The 21,914-nt window shown below is 73.2% G+C and carries 20 protein-coding genes; 16 read left to right on the forward strand and 4 right to left on the reverse strand.

Annotated elements, in window-relative coordinates; genetic code table 11:
- Positions 1 to 6: 6 nt before the first annotated feature.
- Positions 7 to 1,485: a PLP-dependent aminotransferase family protein gene (locus AB0O36_RS26130; protein ID WP_365114624.1), complete on the reverse strand. Its 1,479-nt coding sequence runs from the start codon at positions 1,483 to 1,485 to the stop codon at positions 7 to 9.
- A gap of 357 nt (positions 1,486 to 1,842) precedes the next feature.
- Here AB0O36_RS26130 and AB0O36_RS26135 point away from each other — a divergent pair, with 357 nt between their 5' ends.
- From AB0O36_RS26135 to AB0O36_RS26155, 5 genes are all read left to right on the forward strand, one after another.
- A complete protein-coding gene (locus AB0O36_RS26135) occupies positions 1,843 to 2,430 on the forward strand; it encodes a nucleotidyltransferase family protein (RefSeq protein WP_365114647.1) in 588 nt (195 codons plus the stop codon).
- A 328-nt stretch (positions 2,431 to 2,758) separates the two neighbouring features.
- Positions 2,759 to 4,381: a malate synthase A gene (gene aceB, locus AB0O36_RS26140; protein WP_365114626.1), complete on the forward strand. Its 1,623-nt coding sequence runs from the start codon at positions 2,759 to 2,761 to the stop codon at positions 4,379 to 4,381.
- A 230-nt stretch (positions 4,382 to 4,611) separates the two neighbouring features.
- Positions 4,612 to 5,088: a hypothetical protein gene (locus tag AB0O36_RS26145; protein ID WP_365114628.1), complete on the forward strand. Its 477-nt coding sequence runs from the start codon at positions 4,612 to 4,614 to the stop codon at positions 5,086 to 5,088.
- A gap of 263 nt (positions 5,089 to 5,351) precedes the next feature.
- Positions 5,352 to 8,009: a hypothetical protein gene (locus AB0O36_RS26150; RefSeq protein WP_365114629.1), complete on the forward strand. Its 2,658-nt coding sequence runs from the start codon at positions 5,352 to 5,354 to the stop codon at positions 8,007 to 8,009.
- Between the two features lie 209 nt (positions 8,010 to 8,218).
- Positions 8,219 to 9,415, forward strand: coding sequence for a GDSL-type esterase/lipase family protein (locus tag AB0O36_RS26155; protein ID WP_365114630.1), 1,197 nt, complete (start codon positions 8,219 to 8,221; stop codon positions 9,413 to 9,415).
- 53 nt (positions 9,416 to 9,468) lie between these two features.
- Here AB0O36_RS26155 and AB0O36_RS26160 read toward each other — a convergent pair whose 3' ends face one another.
- From AB0O36_RS26160 to AB0O36_RS26170, 3 genes are all read right to left on the reverse strand, one after another.
- Entirely contained in the window at positions 9,469 to 10,632 is a 1,164-nt protein-coding gene (locus tag AB0O36_RS26160; RefSeq protein WP_365114648.1) for an MAB_1171c family putative transporter, read from the reverse strand.
- Positions 10,633 to 10,760: 128 nt separating this feature from the next.
- A complete protein-coding gene (locus AB0O36_RS26165; protein WP_365114631.1) occupies positions 10,761 to 11,327 on the reverse strand; it encodes an ImmA/IrrE family metallo-endopeptidase in 567 nt (188 codons plus the stop codon).
- Between the two features lie 176 nt (positions 11,328 to 11,503).
- Complete coding sequence (locus AB0O36_RS26170) at positions 11,504 to 11,947, reverse strand: helix-turn-helix domain-containing protein (protein WP_365114632.1); 444 nt, start codon at positions 11,945 to 11,947, stop codon at positions 11,504 to 11,506.
- A 231-nt stretch (positions 11,948 to 12,178) separates the two neighbouring features.
- Here AB0O36_RS26170 and AB0O36_RS26175 point away from each other — a divergent pair, with 231 nt between their 5' ends.
- The 11 genes from AB0O36_RS26175 to AB0O36_RS26225 all read left to right on the forward strand — a co-directional run bounded on the left by AB0O36_RS26175 (position 12,179) and on the right by AB0O36_RS26225 (position 21,597).
- Positions 12,179 to 12,376: a hypothetical protein gene (locus tag AB0O36_RS26175; protein ID WP_365114633.1), complete on the forward strand. Its 198-nt coding sequence runs from the start codon at positions 12,179 to 12,181 to the stop codon at positions 12,374 to 12,376.
- Positions 12,377 to 12,416: 40 nt separating this feature from the next.
- On the forward strand, positions 12,417 to 12,617 hold the full coding sequence (locus tag AB0O36_RS26180) for a hypothetical protein (RefSeq protein ID WP_365114634.1): 201 nt from the start codon (positions 12,417 to 12,419) through the stop codon (positions 12,615 to 12,617).
- A 203-nt stretch (positions 12,618 to 12,820) separates the two neighbouring features.
- On the forward strand, positions 12,821 to 14,734 hold the full coding sequence (locus AB0O36_RS26185) for an alpha/beta fold hydrolase (protein ID WP_365114635.1): 1,914 nt from the start codon (positions 12,821 to 12,823) through the stop codon (positions 14,732 to 14,734).
- A complete protein-coding gene (locus AB0O36_RS26190; RefSeq protein ID WP_365114636.1) occupies positions 14,731 to 15,321 on the forward strand; it encodes a hypothetical protein in 591 nt (196 codons plus the stop codon). Before AB0O36_RS26185 ends, AB0O36_RS26190 begins: the two co-directional genes overlap by 4 nt.
- A 29-nt stretch (positions 15,322 to 15,350) precedes the next feature.
- Complete coding sequence (locus AB0O36_RS26195) at positions 15,351 to 16,193, forward strand: class I SAM-dependent methyltransferase (protein WP_365114637.1); 843 nt, start codon at positions 15,351 to 15,353, stop codon at positions 16,191 to 16,193.
- On the forward strand, positions 16,193 to 16,369 hold the full coding sequence (locus AB0O36_RS26200) for a hypothetical protein (RefSeq protein WP_365114638.1): 177 nt from the start codon (positions 16,193 to 16,195) through the stop codon (positions 16,367 to 16,369). The genes AB0O36_RS26195 and AB0O36_RS26200 overlap by 1 nt, the downstream gene beginning before the upstream one ends.
- Positions 16,366 to 18,120 (forward strand): ABC transporter ATP-binding protein, encoded by a 1,755-nt coding sequence (locus AB0O36_RS26205; protein WP_365114639.1) that lies wholly within the window; start codon positions 16,366 to 16,368, stop codon positions 18,118 to 18,120. Before AB0O36_RS26200 ends, AB0O36_RS26205 begins: the two co-directional genes overlap by 4 nt.
- A complete protein-coding gene (locus tag AB0O36_RS26210; RefSeq protein WP_365114640.1) occupies positions 18,117 to 19,589 on the forward strand; it encodes an NAD(P)/FAD-dependent oxidoreductase in 1,473 nt (490 codons plus the stop codon). The genes AB0O36_RS26205 and AB0O36_RS26210 overlap by 4 nt, the downstream gene beginning before the upstream one ends.
- Positions 19,586 to 20,458: a M23 family metallopeptidase gene (locus AB0O36_RS26215; protein WP_365114641.1), complete on the forward strand. Its 873-nt coding sequence runs from the start codon at positions 19,586 to 19,588 to the stop codon at positions 20,456 to 20,458. Before AB0O36_RS26210 ends, AB0O36_RS26215 begins: the two co-directional genes overlap by 4 nt.
- Positions 20,455 to 20,898, forward strand: a complete 444-nt coding sequence (locus AB0O36_RS26220) for a hypothetical protein (RefSeq protein ID WP_365114642.1) — start codon at positions 20,455 to 20,457, stop codon at positions 20,896 to 20,898. The genes AB0O36_RS26215 and AB0O36_RS26220 overlap by 4 nt, the downstream gene beginning before the upstream one ends.
- A gap of 84 nt (positions 20,899 to 20,982) precedes the next feature.
- Positions 20,983 to 21,597, forward strand: a complete 615-nt coding sequence (locus tag AB0O36_RS26225) for a 3'-5' exoribonuclease (protein WP_365114643.1) — start codon at positions 20,983 to 20,985, stop codon at positions 21,595 to 21,597.
- Positions 21,598 to 21,914: the final 317 nt, after the last annotated feature.

Consider the following 21,914-nt stretch of genomic DNA (forward strand, 5'->3'; position numbering starts at 1 on the left):
GGCCGGTCAGGCCACCCAGTACGGCCGGTCCACCGACGGGGGGAGCGGGACGCCGTCGTGGAAGGCGGCCGCGAGGCGGCGGACCGCCTCGTCCAGCTGCCCGGCCGGCAGGGTGTACGGGATGCGCAGGCGGTGCTCGAAGGTGCCCGGGTCCACCCCGAAGCGGGCGCCCCGGCCGATGTGGATCCCGGCGGCGGCCGCCCGTTCGGCCAGGGCCGAGCTGACCGGTTCGCCGAGGTCCACCCAGAGCGACAGGCCGCCCGGGGGCAGGGTCCAGGACCATTCCGGGGTGTACCGGGCCAGCGCTTCGACCAGTGCGGCCCGCTGCTCGCGGAGCCGGTCCAGGCGGGCCGGCATACCGGCCTCCAGGCCCTCCAGCAGCGGGATCGCGACCAGCTGGTCCAGCACCGAGCCGGTCATGTCCGCGGCCACCCGGACCGAGGTCAGCTCGGTGATCAGCTGCGCGGTGGCGCGGACCCAGCCGACCCGGAGCCCGCCCCAGTGGGTCTTGCTCAGCGAGCCGATGGTGATCACGTGGTCGGCGCCGCCGCGCGGTGCGAGCGAGGCCAGCGGCGGCGGCGCGGGCACGTCCAGGGCGATGTCGGCGATGGTCTCGTCGACCACCAGCCGGCTGCCGGCCCGGCGGGTCGCGGCGAGCAGCCTCAGCCGCTGCTCCTCGGGCATCAGCGCGCCCGTGGGGTTCTGGAAGTCGGGGATGGCGTACGTGAGCCGGGGCGCGGTCTGGCGGAGCGTGGACTCGGCGACCTCCATGTCCCAGCCGGTGTCGGAGACGGCGATGGAGGCGGTGCGCAGCCGGGCGTGCCGGACGGCGTCGAGGGCGTTGGCGTAGGTCGGGTTCTCGGTGACCACCCGGTCGCCGGGCCGGCAGAGCAGCGAGAGGACCAGGGCGAGGGCCTGCTGGGCGCCCGCGGTGACCAGGATCTGCTCGTGGCGGGTCGGCAGGCCCCGCGCGGTGAACCGGTCGGCGACGGCCGCGCGCAGGGCGGGCAGCCCGAAGGGGTGGTAGCCGGGCAGCGCGGCGGCCGCGGGCAGCCGGGACGCGGCCCAGGCCAGGGCGTCGGTCAGGCTGCCCTCGGGGGCGCCCATGGCGGCGATGGCCAGGTCGATGCCCTCCTCGTGGTCGCCGCCGGTGCCGAGCAGCATGTGGGCGCCGACCGGCCGGTGCCCTTCGGGCAGCTCGGTCCAGGTGCCGGAGCCGCGCCGGCTGCGCACGTAGCCGCTCTCCCGCAGCAGGTCGTAGGCGCCGGTGACGGTGGCGCGGCTGGCACCGAGCACCTCGGCGAGCTCGCGTTCCGCGGGCAGCCGTACGTGGAGGGCCACCCGGCCGTCGAGGATCAGGGTCCGGACGGCGTCCGCGAGGGTCCGGTAGCCGGGGCGGGCCCGGACCTCCGCGGGCAGCATCGCGGCGAGCTGCCTGCTGCCGATGGTCCTGTCCGCCGTCTGGACGACTCGCCCGTTCGCCATGCCAACCTCCCCCGATTGGCTCTGCCCGCCAGGCCAATCGGGATCCAGACTCGCTGTATTGGCCCCCGATCGGCAAGGAGTTTCAGATATGTACGACATCCTCACGGATCGCACCGAACGCGCCCTCGTGCACGCCGCGGAGAACCGGATCTCCGAGCCGATCCGGATCGGGGCCGCCCTGGCCGCCGTGAGGGGCCTGCTCCGCCGGTGGACACCTGCCGCGCAGGGACGAGAATCGCTGCCATGCCAGCCGAACGAGTCACCCCGGCCACCTCGGTCACCCCGGGCGCTCCAGTCACCCCGGCCCGCGCAGTCGCCCCAGCCGTCCCCGCCGGGCCAGGCGCACCCGGCGGCCCTCTGATCGCGGGCCTGCTGCTCGCCGCCGGGGGCGGCCGCCGGCTCGGCGGCCGCCCCAAGGCGCTGCTCGCCTACCGCGGGCGGCCGCTGGTCGAGAATGCCGTCCGGGTGCTGCGGGAGGCGGGCTGCGACCCGGTCCACGTGGTCCTCGGCGCCTCGGCCGCCGAGGTCCGCGCAACGGCCGACCTGTCCGGCTGCGTGGTGCTGGAGAACCCGGACTGGGCGGAGGGCATGGGGTCCTCGCTCCGGGCCGGCCTCGCCTCGCTGGCCGGTACGGGGGCGTCGGCGGCCCTGGTGTCGCTGGTGGACCAGCCGGGCATCGGGCCGGCCGCGGTGGCCCGGGTGCGGGCCGCGTACCGCTCCCCCGCGAGCCTGGCCGCGGCGGCGTACGACGGCGAGCGCGGGCACCCGGTGCTGTTCGGCGCGGACCGCTGGCCGGACATCGCGGCTACGGCGACCGGGGACAAAGGTGCGCGTGTCCACCTGACAGCGCACGCCTCGGAGCTCACTCTGGTGGAGTGCGCGGATGTGGCGGAGCCCTACGACATCGACGTGCCGGCGGACCTGGCACGCCTCGACCGGGTGTGAGCCGCAGCACGTTCCGCGGTGCCGCCGCGCACCGCCGAACGCCCCCGGAACCGCTCCGCTGCAGGTCCGGGGGTGCAGGGCGTGACCGATGTGGCACTGAGCGCCATACCGGTCCGGGTTTCTGTCGACTCAGAGAATCTCGACATCAACAAACCATTGAACTTCCACCATGAGGAAATTACTATCCACTGGTCAGAAGCGCCCTGAACCAAACAGACGGCGCCCGCGACCGTTTTTGGAACTCTCCACACTCGACGGCACTCCGTGCCGTCCGCGCGCGAGCATTCCCCGCGGCCGCCAGGCACCGCCGCTGCAAGGAGTGACAGATATGTCCGCACCAGCGCCGTCATCGCTGGCCATCGTCGATGCCGAACCCCTGCCCCGACAGGACGAAGTCCTCACAGAAGCGGCGCTGGCCTTCGTGGCCGAGCTCCACCGGCGGTTCGCCCCCCGACGGGCCGAGCTCCTCGCCCGCCGCGCCGACCGGCGCGCCGAGATCGCCCGCACCTCCACGCTCGACTTCCTCCCGGAGACCGCACAGATCCGCGAGGGTGACTGGAAGGTCGCGCCGGCCCCGGCCGCGCTGAACGACCGCCGCGTGGAGATCACCGGTCCGACGGACCGCAAGATGACCATCAACGCCCTGAACTCGGGCGCGAAGGTCTGGCTCGCCGACTTCGAGGACGCCTCGGCCCCCACCTGGGAGAACGTGGTCCTCGGCCAGGTCAACCTGATCGACGCCTACGAGCGCCGGATCGACTTCACCGACGCGCGCACGGGCAAGTCCTACGCCCTCAAGCCCGCCGAGGAGCTCGCGACCGTCGTGATGCGGCCCCGCGGCTGGCACCTGGAGGAGCGCCACATCCGGTTCGAGGGCGCCCCGGCCTCCGGCTCGCTGGTGGACTTCGGCCTGTACTTCTTCCACAACGCGCAGCGCCTGATCGACCTCGGCAAGGGCCCGTACTTCTACCTGCCGAAGACGGAGTCGCACCTGGAGGCCCGCCTCTGGAACGACATCTTCGTCTTCGCCCAGGACTACGTCGGTATCCCGCAGGGCACCGTCCGCGCGACCGTCCTGATCGAGACCATCACGGCCGCGTACGAGATGGAGGAGATCCTCTACGAGCTGCGCGACCACGCCGCCGGCCTGAACGCGGGCCGCTGGGACTACCTCTTCTCCATCGTCAAGAACTTCCGTGACGGCGGCGAGAAGTTCGTCCTCCCGGACCGCAACGCGGTGACGATGACCGCCCCGTTCATGCGGGCGTACACCGAACTGCTGGTCCGCACCTGCCACAAGCGCGGCGCGCACGCCATCGGCGGCATGGCGGCCTTCATCCCGTCCCGCAAGGACGCCGAGGTCAACAAGGTCGCCTTCGAGAAGGTCAAGGCCGACAAGGACCGCGAGGCCGGCGACGGCTTCGACGGCTCCTGGGTCGCCCACCCCGACCTGGTGCCGATCGCGATGGCCTCCTTCGATGCGGTCCTCGGCGAGAAGCCGAACCAGAAGGACCGGCTCCGCGAGGACGTCTCGGTGGCCCCCGGCGAGCTGATCGCGATCGACTCGCTCGACGCCAAGCCCACCTACGACGGCCTGCGCAACGCCGTCCAGGTCGGCATCCGCTACATCGAGGCCTGGCTGCGCGGCCTGGGCGCCGTGGCCATCTTCAACCTGATGGAGGACGCGGCCACCGCCGAGATCTCCCGCTCCCAGATCTGGCAGTGGATCAACGCGGGCGTCGTCTTCGAGAACGGCGAGACGGCCACCGCGGACCTCACCCGCAAGGTCGCCGCCGAGGAACTGGCCGCCATCCGCGCCGAGGTCGGCGAGGACGCCTTCACCTCCGGCAAGTGGCAGCAGGCCCACGACCTGCTCCTCCAGGTCTCCCTGGACGCGGACTACGCGGACTTCCTGACCCTGCCCGCGTACGAGCAGCTGGTCTCCCGCTGACCCGCTTCGACTGACTCGCACAGCAGTCGAATCGAACGCCTCCGCCCCCGGTGCCCACGGCACCGGGGGCGGAGGCGTTTCCCTGGGCGCGCCTGCCCGGGGGCGCACGACCGGCGCAGGGATTCGCGCCCGTGCTTCCGCCGCCTCGTCCCGCTCCGCACCGGTACGGCGCTACCGTGGTGGCGGATCCGCGGTGGCGGAAATCCATCCCGTCGAAGGGGGAACGGGCCGTGCTGGAACCGGAGTTGGTGGAGCTGGCCACGCTGGCGGGAGCCGCGGTGGTCCAGGCCGCGGGAACGGACCTGTGGAGCGGGATGCGGCAGGCGGTGGCCGGCTGGTTCGCGCGGGGCGACGGCGGCCGGGAGCGGGCCGCGCTGGACCGCCTCGACGAGACCGCCACCGCCCTGGACTCCGCGGAGGGCACCGACACCGAACGGGTGTGCCTCCGGCACGAGACCGCGTGGCAGACCCGTGTGGAAACCCTGCTGGAGGACCTGGACGACGCCGAACGGGCCCGCGCCGCGGAGGCGCTGCGCACCCTGCTGGCCCGGTACCGCCCGCCGGAAGGCCCGCCCGCGGCACGGGGCGGACTGACCGCCGGCGGCGACGTCCGCATCAGCGCCCGCGACCACTCGGCAGCGGCCGGGATCGTCCACGGGGACGTGAGCGTCAGCCACCCCCGGACGCCGGATCCGGACCGGGGCTGACCGGACCGGCGTCCCTCCCCAGCCCGCCACCGGCACGGCCGGCACCCCCCACACCCGCACCCACACCCGCACCCGCACCCGCACCACCCACACCCGCACCGCCGCCGCCCGCCGACGACGTACGGCCGCACCTCACGGTCCACGCCGAACACCACGGCATCGCGTTCGGCAGCGCCCGCGACGTCACCGTCAACACCCGGCGGGCGGCCCCCTCGGGGCGCCCCGAGGTCCCCGTCCTGTGGCGGGAGAGGGGACGGCGGCTGATGGCAGCGGCGGTCGAGCCCTGGATCGACCCCAGGATCGGGAACGCGCTCACCCGGCTCCCGCGGATCATCGACCTGCCCATGACCGTGTCCACCGGCGGCGGCCCGGTGGCCGCCGTCGCCGCCGGCACCCAGCCGCTCGACCTGTTCGAGCGGTGCGGCAGGCGGATGCTGATCCTGGGCGCGCCGGAGGCGGGCAAGTCGATCCTGATGCTGCGCGTGATGCGCGGCCTCCTGGCCGCCGGCGCCGGGCCCGGCGCCGGGCCCGGACCCGTACCGGTCCCGGTCGTCCTGCCGGCCCGGCGGCACCCGCCGAAGAACCTGCTGGACTGGCTGACGCCGCAGGTGGCCGGGTCGTACAACGGCGACCTCGCCGACGCCTCCGACCTGTTGAAGCTCGGCCTGGTCGTCCCGTGCCTGGAGGGCCTGGACTCCGTCGCGGAAGAGCACCTGCGGGGCTGGGTGGCGGCGATCCACCACCACCCCATGAGCCTTCCCCTGCTGCTGACGTGCCGGGAGGCCCGGGCGGACGCGATCGGGCTGGGTCCGGCGCTCACCGGCACGGTCCGGATCCTCCCCCTCTCCCCCGCCCTGATCGACGAGACGGTGCTCCGGCTCGGTGAACACGGCAGGCACCTGGGTGAAGTGCTGCGGGACAACCCCGGCGTACGGGAGTGGTGCCGCACCCCCCTGATGCTCTCGGTGCTCTCCGTGGTGGACGTGTCCGGGCAGTGGGACCTGCCGTCCGGGGCCGAGGTCGACGCCTTCGCCGAGGCGTCGGACGACCCCGCGATCCATGACGCGGTGCTGCTGAGGCCCACGGCGCGGTCCGTGCAGGAGGTACGGGAGCAGTACGCGGCCCTCCGGCAGTACGTGCTGGACCTGCGTGACCGGCCGCCGCCGGCGCTCCGGCCCTCGCCCGGGTCCGCCGGACGGGCCCTGCCGGCGCCGAGGCTGGCCCGTGGGCTGCGCGGGCTGGCACGCGCCGTACGGACGGCCGGGCAGGAGTACTTCGACACGGTGACGCTGCTGGCCGATTCGGACCCGGCCGCGGCCCGCCGCCAGGGGATCCGCCACCACGCGCCGCGGGAGCTCCAGGAGCTGGCGATGCTCCTCACCGTCGGCGGGCTCGTGGTCACCCGCCGGGGCCTCCCGCTGGCTCCGGGCGTCCTGCTGTTCTTCGGCTGGTCCCTGCTCATGCTGTGGTACGTCCAGGTGTACGGCGGGCTGCTGGAGGCGCCGGCCCTGCGCTGGGTGGGGCGCTGGACCCATGCGCTGGCCGGGCGGTGGCGCACCCCGCTGTCCGTGGCGGCCACCGCGTGGGGGGTGACCACGGTGTACGCGGACATGGCCGGGGTCCCGTTCGGCCGGGCCGCGGCCATCGGACTCGTCATGGCCGGCGCACTGCTGGCCACCGGGCTCGGTGCGGGGCTGGTCGGCCTGCGGGTCCGGAGCGTCGCGGACGAGCCGCGGCGCGGTCTGCCGAAGGTCCTGCTGCGCGCCTCGGCGGCCGGGGCGGTGCTGGGTCCCGGCCTCGCGGCAGCGGCGTCCCGGTGCGGGGACCTGGCCGGCCCGCACGGGACTCCGGCGCCCGCCGGGGCGGGCAACGCGGTGATGGCCGGCCTCTTCGTGTTCAGCGTCGCCGGCGGCTTCGCGCTGCTGCGGCACCTGATGGACCGCGTGGTCCTGCTGGCCCACCGCGTGCCCTGGCGGCTGCGGGAGTTCCTGACCACCGCGGCCGAACACGGTCTGCTGGTGAACGCGGGCGGCACCTACTCCTTCGCCCACCCCACGATCCGCTCCGCCGTCGAAGTGGTCTTCGCCGGCGGTCCGCCCGAGCCTCCCCGGCCGACCGCCGACGACGGCCCCTGGGCGGGTGGCGGCGACGAACCCGCAGCGGTGTTCGAGGACGTGCTCGACGACGTGCTGGCCCGCCGGAGCGTCCGCGGCCGCCTCGCCGCCGCCCGCCCCGGCACCACCGGCACCGGCACCGGCACCGGCACCGGCACCGGGGAGGACGACCTGCGTGCGGCCCTGACGGCCCGGCGGATCGCCCTGCTGGACGAGGTGGCGGGCTTTGAGGACGCCTACCTGGGCGTGCTGCGGGACGCCCGGGACGCCGAGGACGCGGACCGCGGCCACCGGGTCGCCGTACCCCTCGTCCTGGTGTGGCTGCTCCTGGGCACCGGCCCGCTCTGGCAACTGGCCTTCCGGACCGGGGAACCGCCCGGACCGCTCGACGTGGCGGGGATCGCCGGCTGGACGCTCCTGCTCCTCTACACCCCGGTCCGGCTGCTGCGCCGCCGGAGGAGCGACGCGGGCTGCGCCCTGACGGTGGCGGCCGGGTTGGGGTACCTGATCGCGAGCCTGCTGTTCGGTTCCTTCGCGATCCGCGCGGTGCTCGACCACCACTTCGGTCCGCCCCCGCCCGACGAGGTCGGCGGATGGCGCGTGTTCGTCGCCCTGATCGGGCCGGAGGTCCTGGTCGTCCTGACCGCGGTGGTCGGCCACCTGGTCGGCCGGGTCCTCGACCGCGTGCCCTCGCGCTCCCGCGTCGCCTGGGCGGAGGCCGAGGAGGCGTTCCTCGCATGGTGGACCGCCCTGGAGGACCTCGTACTGGCCGAGGCCGAGGACCGGCTCGACGGCGCCCGGGAATGAGCCGCCGCGGGGCGCCCGTTGCGGGGCACCGGCCGCCGATCCCGAACGACCGGTCGGTCGTTACTCACTCGTAACCTGACGCTACCTAGCGGTAACAACTCGCCGCGTGCCACATTCCGGTTGCCACCGGCCGGAGGTATCCCCCACTCACCAAGCCACGCACCGGAGTTGTTGCTGTCTTCGGCGTGGCCGGACGCAGGAGTTCCGAAGTGACCGGATTCCGCAATGCGAGCAAGGACCGGCCGGCAGCCCGTCGCGGGCGACGACTGGCCGGCGCGGCACTGGCCCTCCCCCTGGCCCTGACCGGCCTGCTGACCGCGGGCGCAGGGACCGCGGTGGCCGGCCCCGGCCAGGGTCCCACCGCCGTCGTGGCCATGGGCGACAGCTACATCTCCGGCGAGGCCGGCCGCTGGAAGGGCAACAGCCTCACCAACAGCGGGAACCGCAACGGCACCGACCGCGCCTGGACCACCGGGTCCTCGTACGACCCGGCGAAGGTATACGGCACCACGGCCGCGAACGGGTGCCACCGCTCGGACTCGGCCGAGGTGCGCAGCGCCGGGCCGATCGCCGACGTGGCGGTGAACCTGGCCTGCTCGGGTGCCGTGACCGACAACGTCTTCCGGTCCGCCGCCGGCGGGGTGGCCCTCAAGGGCGAGGCCCCGCAGGCCGACCAGCTGGCCGCGGTGGCGGCGAGCCACGACGTCCGCGTGATCACGCTGTCCATCGGCGGCAATGACCTGGGCTTCGCGGACATCATCGAGAACTGCGCCTACGACTTCGTGCTCTGGGGCTCGTACTGTTACGACGACCAGCAGTACGCCGTCGACCAGAAGATCGACGGGGCGATGGCCAAGGTCGGCAAGTCCGTGGACGAGATCCGGGCGGTGATGCGGGCCGCCGGTTACGCCGACTCCGCCTACCGGATCGTGCTGCAGTCCTACCCGTCCCCGATCCCGCGCGGCGCGGAGAACCGCTACACCCAGAGCGACTGGAGCCGCTACAACACCGGCGGCTGTCCGTTCTGGAACCGGGACTCGGACTGGGCGCGGGACTCCCTCGTGCCGCAGATGGCGAACCGGCTGAAGGCGGTGGCGACGGCCAAGGGGGTGCAGTTCCTGGACCTGCGGGACATGCTCCAGGGGCGTGAGGTGTGCGCCAAGTCGAGCAAGCTGGTGAGCTCCACCGTTCCCGCTTCCGCCACCACCGGCGAATGGGCGCGCTGGATCGACAACAACGAGACGCAGGGGCCGGTCCAGGAGTCCATGCACCCCAACTACTACGGCCAGCTGGCCCTGGGCCGCTGTCTGGCCCTGGCGGTGGCGCAGCCGGCCGGGTCCGCGTCGTCCTGCAGGAACACCGCGGGCCAGGACCACACCGGAATGTACCTGACCGCGGCGCCGTAGGCCGCGGACGTACGGCGGGCCGCCGCCGGTGGACTCAAGGCGGCCCGCCGGGGTCAGCGCGCGCGGCCGGACACGGCCCGGTCGACCAGCGGCGAGCCCAGCGCCCGGGCCACGCGCTGCTGGTGGAGCAGTTCGGCCGCCAGCTCGGGCGGACAGGTGGCCAGCGGAGTGGCGGCCGGGCGGGCGGGCGGCTCGTCGCGGGCCTTGGCCGCGAGGGCGGCACGGAGCTGGGCGGCCTCCACCACGGCGGCCGTCTGCTCCCCGGTGAGACCGGCCCGGCCGGCCTCCCGCCGGGCCGCCCCGGCGACGTCCTCGTCCATCCAGGTGCGCAGCTCCCACTGGGCGTCGCGGATCTCGATCAGGGTGCGGTAGAGCCGGGTCCGCAGGTCCGCACGGCGTCCCATCGGGATCACCGGACCGGGCACCTGCGCGGTCAGGGTGCGGTGCAGCGGCATCAGGACCCGGTGCGCCCGCCGGTACCGGATCCGGTCGGCCGCGGCGGTGAGGTGCGGACCCCAGTCCGGCAGGATCCAGCCGACCGTCTGGGTGCACACGGCCATGGCCACCCCGATCTGCGCGGCCGGTTCCCATGCATGGCCGGTGCCGCCGAACTGGGCGGCGACGATGCCGGCGGCCCGGCTCACCGAGTAGCAGAGCGAGAACGGCAGCGAGAGGGCGACCAGCCGGAGCCCGCGGCGCAGCCAGGGCGACGGGGCGATCCGGGAGTACCGCCAGCCCATGACGCCGACACCGATCTGGGTGAGGGTGAACGCCGCCAGGTAGACGGCCAGGTAGGCCGGTGTGTAGTGGGCGCGTACGACGGCGAAGTCGTCCGGGGACTCCCCGTGCGCGGTCGCTTCGAAGAAGAGCACCACCATGGCCACCAGCACCACGCCCAGCAGCACGATGCGGGGCACGGCCGCACGGCGCGCGGCCGCGGGCGACCGGGTGAGTCCGAGCAACACCAGTTGCTGGCAGACGGTCAGCGCGATCACCGAGCTCTGGGAGAGCAGGCCGGAGAAGTTCTCGATGCCGACGGCCCGGCTGACCGCCACCCAGACGGACGGGGTGGAGACGGTGAAGATCACGACCAGGAAGAAGAAACTGCCGATCAGGGCGACCTGGGCCGGGGAGCGGTCCGTGCGCAGCACCCGCGCCTTGTAGAGCAGGGCCACGAGGGCGAGGGCGGCACACAGGGGATAGAGGACGCCGTTGATGTCCGCTCCTTGCTCTCATCGGGTTCCGTCGGGTCCCGCCGGGTCTCGCCGGGCCCGCCAGGTCTCGCCGGGTCCCGCCAGGTCTCGTCGGATCCCGTCAAGTCCCGTCGGGTCTCGCAGGGTCCCGCTCAGTCCTCGGCGCCGGGGCGCCCCGGCGGTTCCAGGAGGGCGAGGCGCGCGACGAGTTCGTGCGCCTCGGGCGGTACGGGGCGGTCGCGGCGGACCGTCCAGCAGCTGAGCCGGCGGCCGATCAGCGAGCCCACCATCTCCGCCTCGACCTCGGCCTCGGAGTCGGTGTGTCCGCGCCCCAGGACGCGGCGTACCAGCCCGGGGTCGAGGGACGGCAGCAGCAGCCGGGACACCTCTGCGGCCAGCACCGGCGAGGTGTCGTGGTCGCACACGAGGTGGCCGATCTCGTGCAGCACGACCTGGTGCTGGTGGATCGGGGCGAGCCGCTCCTCCAGGAAGACGTAGTCGTTGCGGTCCGTCGCCACCCACAGGCCGTGCGGGCTGCCGGTGGGGAGGGCCATCGGAAGCACCAGCAGCGGGCGTCCGCGCCGGGCGCCGACGTGTTCGCAGACTTCCTCGATCGTCATCTTCCGGCGCACGGGCAGGGCGAGTTCACGGAACCGCTCCTCGCACCGCCGTTCCAGAGGGGTCCGTACGGAACCGCGGGCCCGAACGATCCGGCGCACGACGGTCACCGGCCGACGGCCGTGGCCGGCGACTGGGCATGGTTCACGTAGGACTCCCCCGATGAGCTCAACATACGGATCCCAACACAACGATCCAGCCGAGTCCAGGCGAATTCACGCCAGTTTCTGCATTCCGGACAGCGCGCCCCGGAGAACGGACGCAGGTCAGGGGCCGTTCAGGGTGCGGGGTCGTCCAGCGGGGCCTCCGGGAGGCCCTCCAGTTCACGGACCCGTTCGATCACGTCGTTGATGGAGCGGAGACTCTTCTCGGAGAGCCCGGCGGTGCGCAGGGCGACGCGCCGGACCTGGGCGTCCCGCAGCGCCATGAGCAGGGCGAGTTCGGCGCCGATGCTCTCGGTCACCTCGTCGTCGAAGAAGTACGCGGCGGGGACGCCGAAGAACTTGGCCAGGCCCTCGAGGTGACGCAGGGTCGGGTTGTCGCGCTGTCCCTTGCGCAGCAGCCAGATGTAGCTGCCGGAAATGGGGATGCCGTCGGCCGTGATGGCCCGCGCCACGTCCTCGACGCTATAGGGCCCCCGCCCGGCCGGGACCACGTGGGCGAACAGGTGGTTCAGCTTGTCCGCCAGCGATCTCGGCGGCTCTTCCTGCTGTTCGGCCATGGTGCGCCTCCATCCTCGGGCGCACCCTATCACCACACTGGTGTGACACGTAGTGGCTTTCCGTCATCCACATCAGTTGACGCACCGCTCGATTTCGGCCTAGCATCACGCCGTCAACTGGTGTGCGATTCAGCCAGTCTGTGTTCAACACCAGTCGATGATCCATTGAGGTACCGACGCTTGAGGTACCGACGCTTCGTTTCGGCACGACCAACCGAAAGGAAATGCCCCATGGCCAAGATCGCGGCCTTCATGAACCAGCAGGAGCTGGGCCCCATCACCGATTCCGTGGTCCACCGTGACGGCACCCCCGTCATGGCCACCCCGGCGGCGGTCGTCGCGGTGCCCGCCTCCGTCAAGATCACGGCGGCGGTCGTCGCGTTCACCATCCCGGTCGGCGCCTACGTCGCCGGCCGCGTCGTGAACTGACCCCGCCCATTCCGTACTCCGGCACAGGGAGATCCAGGAAATGAACCGAATCACCGAAAGCGTCCGCGTGATCGCCGGCGCGCCCCTCTCCGAGGACACCGGCGAGCGCACCAGCCGGATGATGCCGGTGGCCTTCACCCCGGCCGTCCTCGTGGTCTGCCCGTACGCCGCCGGCGGTCTCGCCGCCGGTTCCGCCGTGATCGCCGCCTACGAGGCCGGCCGCGCCGCGGGCAAGGGCTGATCCAAGGGCCAGTCCAAGGGCCAGTCCGAGGGCTGATCCCGCCGCGGAGCACGCTCCGTACGGCGGGCCTTTATTGAGGTTGTCGGGCCGCGCGCCAATCGCGGCCCGACAGCCGGCCCATGCTAGCCGAACCGCTAGCCGAATCACTGACGAGCCGAGAGGCAGGCACGTTCTTGCGGTACTTAAGGAAACTCGCCTCGGCGGTGTTCTCGCCCGTCCCCGTTTCCCGGGACCGGGCCCTGGGGATTTCCGAACGGCTTTCCGCCCTCACCACCCTTTCCTCTTCCCTGGAATACCTCCACCAGCGCAAACAGCTCGACCCGGGCGGCCTGAACGACTGGGCCATCATGAAGAAGTCCCCCGAGTCGGCGAACTTCGTCGTCCGCCGGCTGAGCAACGCCGTGGCCCACAAGCACGTCACCCTCGGCCTGCACGCGGCCCGCGCGGCGGTGAGCGTCGGCCTGCTGATGCCCGGCAACGGCCGGTGGCGCGGGGCGGGCAGCCTGTTCCTCGGCGGCACCACCTGCCTGCTCTCCGCCCGCCACCGCTACGGCACCGACGGCTCCGACCAGGTCGCCACCCTGGTGCAGGGCGCCACCGGCCTGGCCCGCCTCTCCACCAGCGACCGCACCAAGGACGCCTTCCTCTGGTACGTCGCCCTCCAGGCCAACCTCTCCTACGCGGCCTCCGGCTGGGTCAAGCTGGTCGGCGAGCGGTGGCGCGACGCCTCCGCCCTGCCCGGCGTGATGCGCACCCGCACCTACGGCTCCGAGTCCGTCTACCGGCTGACCCAGCGCCACCCCCGGTCCTCCAAGTACATCCAGCACGGCGTACTGGCCATGGAGTGCCTCTTCCCGCTGGTCTACCTGGCCGGCGGACGCCTCACCCGGCCCTTCCTCGCCTCGGCCGTCGGCTTCCACGTCACCAACGGCTTCGTGATGGGCCTCGGCCGCTTCATGACGGCCTTCCCCTCGATGCACCCGATGGTCGCCTACACCACCGCCCCCGCCTCGCACCCGGCCGTCGCCGGACGGGACGACCGGGCCGTGCGCGCCGCCGCCGTCCTGCTCGCCGCCGGGGTCGCGCTCGGCGCGGCCGTCGCCGTACAGCGCCGCGGCACCGTGCTCGAAGGCTGGCCGACCTCGCGCAAGTTCGTCACCCGGCACGGCAACGAGCTGATGTACGAGTCGGGCGGGGTGGAGCTCTCCGACGAACCGGTGCTGGTCTTCAGCGCCGGACTGGCCTCCACCTCCGAGCACTTCTCCTGGATCACCGAGCGCTTCGTCAACGAGACCCAGCACGCGGTGGTGTCCTACGCCCGGGCCGGCTACGCCGGCAGTCGCCGGCGCACCGGTGCCCCGTACGACCTCACCGAGTCCGTGGACGACCTGGAGGACCTGGTGCGGGGCGTGGTCCCGGCCCACCGCAAGGTGGTGCTCGTCGGACACTCCCTGGGCGGCGAACTGATCCGGCGGGCCTCGGCCCGGCTCGGCGACCGGGTGGCGGGGCTCGTCTACCTCGACCCGGCCCACCCCGCCGAACTCCAGCGCTCGGAACGGCAGAGCAACGGCGCCAAGGACCTGCGCCAGACCATCAGCCACGCCTCGCTCTACCTGCGGCTGGGCACCGGTGTCCTGATGAGCCGGCCCGACTGGCTGGACCGGCTGCCCAAGGGGTACCGCGACCGGGTGTTCGCCCAGTACACCGACGCCCGGCTGTGGACCGCGGGCAAGCGCGAATGGGAGGCGGTGGAGAAGGAGTTCCGCGTCTTCGACGGACACATCGACCCGATCGCCGCCCCCGGCCTGATCATCGCCGCCCAGCAGACCGTGGACCAGGACCCGGAGCAGCTGCTGCTCTACAACGAGCTGTCCCGCGCCCACCAGGGCCACGGCGAACACGGTGGGATCAAGGTCGTGGAGGGATCGGACCACGACTCGCTGCTGACCAACGCACCGCACGCGCACCGGGCGGCCGACCTGATCACCGAGTTCCTCGGCAGCGTGCCCCGCACCGGGGCGCCCGCCGGGGACGACCGGAAGACCGACCCGGCGACGAACCCGGCGAAGGAACCGGCAACGGACGTGGCAACGGACCTGGAAGGAACGGATCGGTGAAGGAAGCCGTCGGAATCCTTAAGTCGGCGTTCACCGGCGAGGGCGCCTGGGCGCGGGTGCTGGGCGCAGGGATGCTGCTGGCCACCGTGGCCGCGCAGCACCCGCACCCGGCCTTCGACCGCTCCCGAAGCAAGGACATCTACTCCCTGATCCCCAACTGGAAGTTCTTCGCCCCCAATCCGGCGGTGCACGACTTCCACTACGTGTACCGGACGCTGGAACCGGGCGGCGCCACCAGCGAGTGGCAGGAGATCGAGATGATCGAACCCCGCCGGCTGCACCAGGCGTTCTGGTTCGCCACCCGGCGGCCGGAGAAGGCGGTGTTCGACCTCTGCACCGCCATCCTCCAGCTGGCCGCGAAGGGCGGGGCCGCCGCGGCCCAGACCAACTCCTCCTACGAGGTCCTGGTCGAGTTCATCCGCAGGACCATCCGGGAGCGGCATGGCGCGGACGCCGTACGCGGCTTCCAGTTCGCGGTCGTACGGGCGGCCGGGCACGACACCGCCGAGGAGCCGGAGCCGCTGTTCGTCTCCCCGTACACCCCGATGAAGCGGCCGCCGGTCGGCGGCCACCTCGTCACCGCCTGATCCCCCACGGCAAGGAAGAGGCCCCGCACATGGCCGGCACCACCGACACCACGGTCGAAGACACCACGGTCGAAGACGTCACGGTCGAGGACACCGCGGTCGAGGACACCACCGTCCGGGACATCGGATACGGAACGCAGTTCTCGTCCTGGTACGACCGCATCTTCCCCAAGGACGCGAGCGCCGAGGCGGTCGCCACCGTCCTCGCCTCGCTGCACCCCGACCCCGGTTCGGGCACCCTCGAACTCGGTGTCGGGACGGGCCGGATCGCCGTCCCCCTTTCCCGGCGGTCCGGCCCGGTCAGAGGTGTCGACTCCTCCCCCGAGATGCTGGCCCTGCTGGCCGCGGACCCCGGGGCGGAGCAGGTCACCGGTGTCCTCGGCGACGTCCGCACCTACGCCGACGAACGGCGGTACGGGCTGGTGTACGCCGTGTGCGGGATCCTCTCCATGCTGCTCACCCCGGAGGACCAGCAGGCGATGGTCCACCGGGCCGCCGCCCTGCTGGCCCCCGGCGGCCGGCTGGTGATCGAGACCGGCAACCGGCCGGCGGTCGAGGCGATGCACGAGGGACAGTCGCGGATGACCCTGTTCACGCCCTACCCCGAGCCGGGCACCGGCCTGCAGACCCACTCCACCCTGCCGCCCGGTTCCGAACTGTGGCAGTGCTCGCACGTCTGGTACGAGGCCGACGGCACCACCCGCGTCGGCAGCGAGCTGTCCCGCCTGACCACCCCCGACGAAGCCGACGCGTACGCCCGGGCCGCCGGCCTGGTCCCGGAGGGCCGGTACGCCGCCTGGGACCTGTCGCCGTACTCGGAGCAGTACCCGCTCTTCCTCACCACGTACGTCCTCCCGGAGAAGGGTCAGTGATGAACACGACGCGCACCCTCTGGTTCCTCTTCTCGTTCGCCGTGGCCGTACCCGTGATGGCGGTGATGTTCCGCGAGGACGGCGAGTTCACGAGCCAGTCCTGGACCAAGGGCGTCCTCTTCGGCGCGGGCGTGGCCGTGGTCGCGGCCATCGCGGCGGGCAAGGCACGCCCGTGAACGTCGGCGCACTCGTCCGCCGGCACCGCCTGCTGCTGGGCGCCGGGGTCCTGCTGGGCCTCGGCGGCACCGCCGCCACCCTGGTGCAGCCGCTGCTGATCGGCGACCTCATCGAGGCCGTCGCCCTGGACCACTCCCTGACCTGGCCGATCCTGATGATCGCCGGGCTGTTCGTGCTCGACGCGGTGCTGGCGGCCACGCACTTCTACCTGATCGGGCGGGCCGGCGAGAACATAGTCCTGGACATGCGGACCACCCTGACGGGCCGTCTGCTGCACTCCCGGATCAGGGCCTTCAACCAGCTGGAACACGGCGACGTGTTCACCCGAACCGTCGCGGACACCTCGCTGGCCCGGGTGGCCCTGTCCTCCTCCGTCTCGCAGCTCATCACCTCCGCACTGAGCACCATCGGCTGCATCGCCGTCATGGCCTGGATCGACTGGCGGCTGCTGCTGGTGACGGCCGGCTGCCTGGGCGCGTCCTCGGCGGTCGCGCTGGGCCTGGCCCGGGCCGTACGCACGGCGGCGGTGGTCAACCGTACGGACACCAGCGACTTCGGGTCCGGGCTGCTGCGGGTGCTGGGCGCGCTCACCACGGTGAAGGCGTCCCGGGCCGAGCAGCGCGAGGCCGAGCGGATCGGCGAACTCGCCGACGCCGCCCGGGTCAGCGGGATCCGGGTGACCCGGCTGTCCGCGCTGCTGATGCCGTCGATGAACGTCGGCACCCAGGTGTCGCTGGCCGCGGTGATCGCCTGGGGCATGGCCCGGACGGCGACCGGTGCGCTGCCGATCGAGGACCTGACGGCGTTCATCATGTACCTCTTCTACCTGGTGAGCCCGCTGGTGATGCTGTTCCTGTCGCTGGGCGAGCTCCAGCAGGGGCGGGCGGCGATCGACCGTGTCAGGGAACTCGCGGAGATCGAGACCGAGGACGGGTACGCGGACGCGGACGCGGACCGGAAGGGGAAGGGGAAGGAGAAGGGGGCCGGCGGCACGGCCGGGACGCCCGCCGTCGAGTTCGAGGACGTGGTGTTCGCCCACGCCGGCGCCACGGGACCCACCCTCGACGGCATCTCCTTCGCGCTGCCGCACACCGGGGTGACCGCCGTCGTCGGCCCCTCCGGTGCCGGCAAGACCACCCTGTTCCAGCTCATCGAGCGCTTCCACACCCCCGACCGCGGCAGCATCCGCCTGGCCGGGACCGACACCGCCGACATGCCCCTGCACGAACTCCGGTCCCGGATCGGCCTGGTCGAACAGGAGGCCCCGCTGATGCGCGGCACCGTCCGGGAGAACCTCACCTACGCACAGCCGGACGCCACCGACGCGGAGATCGCCGAGGCCCTCTCCGCCGCCCACCTCACCGAGGTCGTGGCCCGACTGCCCGCCGGCCTGGACACCGGGCTCGGCGAGGCCGGCACCGGCCTCTCCGGCGGCCAGCGCCAGCGCCTGGCCATCGCCCGCGCCCTGCTGACCCGGCCCGACGTCCTGCTGCTCGACGAAGCCACCTCGCACCTCGACTCCGACTCAGAGGAGGCACTGCGCCGGGCCATCGCCGACATCGGCACCCGCTGCCAGGTGCTCACCATCGCGCACCGGCTCACCACCACCATCGACGCCGACCGGATCCTCGTCATCGAGGACGGCAGGCTCCGCGCGCACGGCTCGCACGCCGAGCTGATGGACCGGGACGCCACCTACCGCCGGCTGGCCGGACGCCAGCTGGCCCCGGCCGCCGGAGCCGCCTCGTGAGCGGCCCGCCCGACGCCGCCATCGTCGGGACCGGACCCAACGGCCTGGCCGCGGCCGTCACCCTGGCCCGGGCCGGGCTGCGCGTGGTCCTCTACGAGCAGGCAGCCACCATCGGCGGCGGACTGCGCACCGAAGCACTGTTCGACAGCGAGGTCCGGCACGACATCTGCTCCGCCGTACACCCCATGGCCGCCGCCTCCCCCTTCTTCCGGGCCTTCGACCTGCCCGGCCGGGGAGTGCCGCTGCTCCAGCCGGACATGCCGTACGCGCATCCGCTGGGCGGCGGCCGGGCGGCGGCCGCCTGGCGCAGCCTCGCCCGGACCGCGGAGGGGCTCGGCGCCGACGGGCCCCGCTGGGCCCGGCTGATGGGACCGCTGGTGCAGCGGTCCGAGGCCGTGGTCGAGCTGCTGCTGTCCGACCTGCGCACCCTCCCGTCCGATCCGGTCGCGGCCCTGCGACTGGCCACCCGAGTGCTGGCGCACTCGCTGCCGCGCAGCCCGCTGCGCACCCCCGAGGCGCGGGCGCTGCTCACCGGGGTGGCCGCGCACGCGGTCGGGCCGCTGCCCTCACCGCCCGCGGCCGCGGTGGCGATGCTCCTGGGGCACACCGCGCACAGCACGGGCTGGCCGCTGCCCGAGGGCGGCAGCGACCGGATCGCGGCGGCCCTGACCGAGGACATCACCGCACACGGCGGCGAGTTCCGCACCGGCCACCGGGTCAAGGACCTGGCCGAGCTGGACGGCGTACCGCTGGTCCTGCTGGACGTCGGGCCGAAGGAGTTCCTGTCCCTGGCCGGGGACCGGCTGCCGCCCCGCTACCGGCGGGCACTCGGGCGCTACCGGTACGGGCCGGGGGCCGCGAAGGCCGACTTCCTGGTCGACGGTCCGATCCCGTGGGCCGACCCGCACTCCGGGCGGGCCGGGACGGTCCACCTGGGCGGTGACGCCGCCGCGATCGCCCGCCAGGAGCGGGCGGTGGCCGCCGGGGACCCGGGCTCCGCCCCGTTCGTCCTGGTGGTGGACCCGGCGGTGACCGACCCCTCCCGGGAGGTCCGCGGCCGGCGGCCGGTCTGGGCGTACGCGCACGTCCCCCACGGCGACACCCGCGACCCGGTGGACCTCGTCCGGCGGCGCATCGAGGAGTACGCGCCGGGCTTCGGCGACACCGTGATCGCCGCGCGCGGCCGGTCCGCCGCCGCCTTCGAGGCGTACAACCCGAACTACGTCGGCGGGGACATCGCGGCGGGCGCCCTCACCCTCCGCCAGTCACTGGCCCGCCCCACCCCGCGCCTCGACCCGTACGCCACCCCGCTGCCCGGGGTGTACCTGTGCTCGGCGGCCACACCCCCTGGGCCCTCGGTGCACGGCATGTGCGGCCACCTGGCGGCCCTGGCCGCGCTCCGCCGCCGGCACGACGTGCACGAGGCGCCGGACCTGTCACCGTCCTCGTCACCGGAGCCCGTCGCGTGATCGTCTGGAAGCGGCACGGCCTGGTGTTCGGCGCGGGCACCCTGTGCGTCCTGCTCAACAACGGCGGGGTGAGCCGGCTGTGGACCGTCGGCGTGGTCCTGCTGGCCGTGGGCGGGGCGATGCGCTGGTCCCTCACCCGCCGGCAGCGCCCGCGCGGGGAGCGCCCGCCGGTGGCCCTGCGGGTCCCGGTGGAGGGCCGCTGGGTGGCCCTCAACGGACCGGCGACCAAGGTGCCCAGCCACACCCACAGCCACGCCCAGACCTACGCCATCGACCTCAAGTACGCCGCCGACGGTCCGGAACCCCCCTTCCGGAACCTCTGGCCGCCCGGCCGGCGCCCGCAGCGGCACCCCACCTTCGGCCGTCCGGTCCTGGCCCCCGCGGACGGCGTCGTGGTGGCCACGGCCGGCCGGATGCGGGACCACCTCTCCCGCTGGTCCCTGCCGGCGTTCGCGTTCATGTACCCGGAGGGCTTCGTCCGCGGCCTGGGCTGGCCCTGCCACGTGTGGGGCAACCACATCCTGCTGGACCTGGGCGACGGCGTGGTGGCCGGCTTCGCCCACCTCCGCCGGGGCTCCCTCCGCGTCTCCGTCGGCGATCGCGTACGCACCGGACAACATCTCGCCGACTGCGGAAACTCGGGCAACTCCTCGGAACCGCACCTGCACTTCCAGCTGATGGACGGCCCCGACCCGGCCACCGCCCGGGGCATCCCCTTCACCTGGACCTACCGGCACGACGACGGCACCGAACACACCGGCGTCCCACCGGACACCACGTTCTTCACGGCCGCCCCGGCCGGTCCCGAACCGACGACTCCCGAACCGACGACCCCCGAACCGACGACCCCCGAACGGACGACCCCATGAACAAGCGCACCTCGACCAAGGCCCTGACCCTGACCGCCGCTGCGGCGGGCGCCGTCCTGCTGGCCGGAGCCCCGGCCACGGCCGCTCCCGCCGCGGCCGCCCCGGCCGCGCCCGCCACCTGGTCCGTCTCCCACGGTCCGGCGGTCGCCGACGGCACCCGCTGGACGGAGCCGAACACCGGCGGCTCCTTCAGCCAAACGGTGTCGCTGCAGGGCGAGTTCCGCAGCACCGGCCCCGACTGCTACTCCCTGCGGGCGATCACGATCACGGACCTGGCCCCGGGCCCGTCCCGCAAGGTTGCCACCCAGTGCGGCGAGGGCGGGCAGCCCGTGTCGTTCAAGGTCACCTTCTTCATGCCCACCACCACGAATTACCTCGTGATCTGCAAGGAGGGCGGCACCAAGACCGACTGCGGCCGTACGGTCCACGTCTCCCGCTGACCGGCACCGGCACCCGGCACCCGGCACCCGGCACCCGGCAAAATTCGCTGGGTCACGCCCCTGCGGGCTGACATGCTCACCGGCATGGCAGCCCGCAGGATCAAACCGAGCCTCTACATCTCCGTCGACATCGAAGCAGACGGCCCCATCCCCGGCCCCTACTCGATGATCAGCATCGGCGCGGCGGTCGCCGGCCGCCAGGACGCCGACGGCTACACCCCGGCGGACCCGGAGGAGCACACCTTCTACCGCGAACTCCGGCCGATCAGCGATGACTTCGTCCCCGAAGCGCTCGCCGTCAGCGGCCTGGACCGCAACCGGCTGCGCACCGAGGGCACCGAACCGGAAACCGCCATGCGGGAGTTCACCGCCTGGGTCCGGCAGGTCTCGGACGGCGCCGGCCAGCCGGTGATGTGCGGCTACCCGGCCTCGTACGACTGGACCTTCCTCTACTGGTACCTGGTCCGCTTCACGGGCGACAGCCCGTTCGGCCACTCCGGCTGCCTGGACATGAAGACCCTCTACGCCACCAAGGCCGGACTCCCGCTCCGCGCGGTCAACAAGGGCACCATGCCCCGCGACCTGCTCTCCCGCCGCCACCACACCCACCACGCCCTGGACGACGCCCTGGAACAGGCCGACCTCCTGAACAACCTGATGGCCTGGCCCCACCCCAGCCCCCGCCCAACAAGCACGTAAACGCAAAACCGCCGACACGACAGCCGAACCCCACCCGAACGAGCCGGGCGGGGCCGGGCGGGGCCGGGGCAGCAACCAAACCCCGCCGGAGGCCAACCGGTCGGCGGGTGGGGGTGTGGGTGTGCCGGGGCGTTGCCTGGACGGAATCGCAGGGGTGCCCGGGGGCTGCCCGTCAGTCCCAGTGTCGTTCCGGGTCCGTCAGCCCTGTCAAGGGCGCTCCTACGTCGCGTCGCCCGGAGGGCGATGGCCCGTTGGGCCACCCTTGACAGACCTGACGGCCCCGGAACGACAAGGACTGTCGGGCGGCCCCCGGGGGA

Source organism: Streptomyces sp. NPDC089799 (assembly GCF_040684755.1).
Lineage (GTDB): Bacteria > Actinomycetota > Actinomycetes > Streptomycetales > Streptomycetaceae > Streptomyces.

Coding starts and splice junctions, on each gene's coding strand:
- AB0O36_RS26130 (WP_365114624.1), bottom strand. CDS start 1,485: ATGGCGAACGGGCGAGTCGTCCAGACGGCGGACAGGACCATCGGCAGC.
- aceB (WP_365114626.1), top strand. CDS start 2,759: ATGTCCGCACCAGCGCCGTCATCGCTGGCCATCGTCGATGCCGAACCC.
- AB0O36_RS26150 (WP_365114629.1), top strand. CDS start 5,352: ATGGCAGCGGCGGTCGAGCCCTGGATCGACCCCAGGATCGGGAACGCG.
- AB0O36_RS26170 (WP_365114632.1), bottom strand. CDS start 11,947: ATGGCCGAACAGCAGGAAGAGCCGCCGAGATCGCTGGCGGACAAGCTG.
- AB0O36_RS26175 (WP_365114633.1), top strand. CDS start 12,179: ATGGCCAAGATCGCGGCCTTCATGAACCAGCAGGAGCTGGGCCCCATC.
- AB0O36_RS26180 (WP_365114634.1), top strand. CDS start 12,417: ATGAACCGAATCACCGAAAGCGTCCGCGTGATCGCCGGCGCGCCCCTC.
- AB0O36_RS26195 (WP_365114637.1), top strand. CDS start 15,351: ATGGCCGGCACCACCGACACCACGGTCGAAGACACCACGGTCGAAGAC.
- AB0O36_RS26200 (WP_365114638.1), top strand. CDS start 16,193: ATGAACACGACGCGCACCCTCTGGTTCCTCTTCTCGTTCGCCGTGGCC.
- AB0O36_RS26220 (WP_365114642.1), top strand. CDS start 20,455: ATGAACAAGCGCACCTCGACCAAGGCCCTGACCCTGACCGCCGCTGCG.
- AB0O36_RS26225 (WP_365114643.1), top strand. CDS start 20,983: ATGGCAGCCCGCAGGATCAAACCGAGCCTCTACATCTCCGTCGACATC.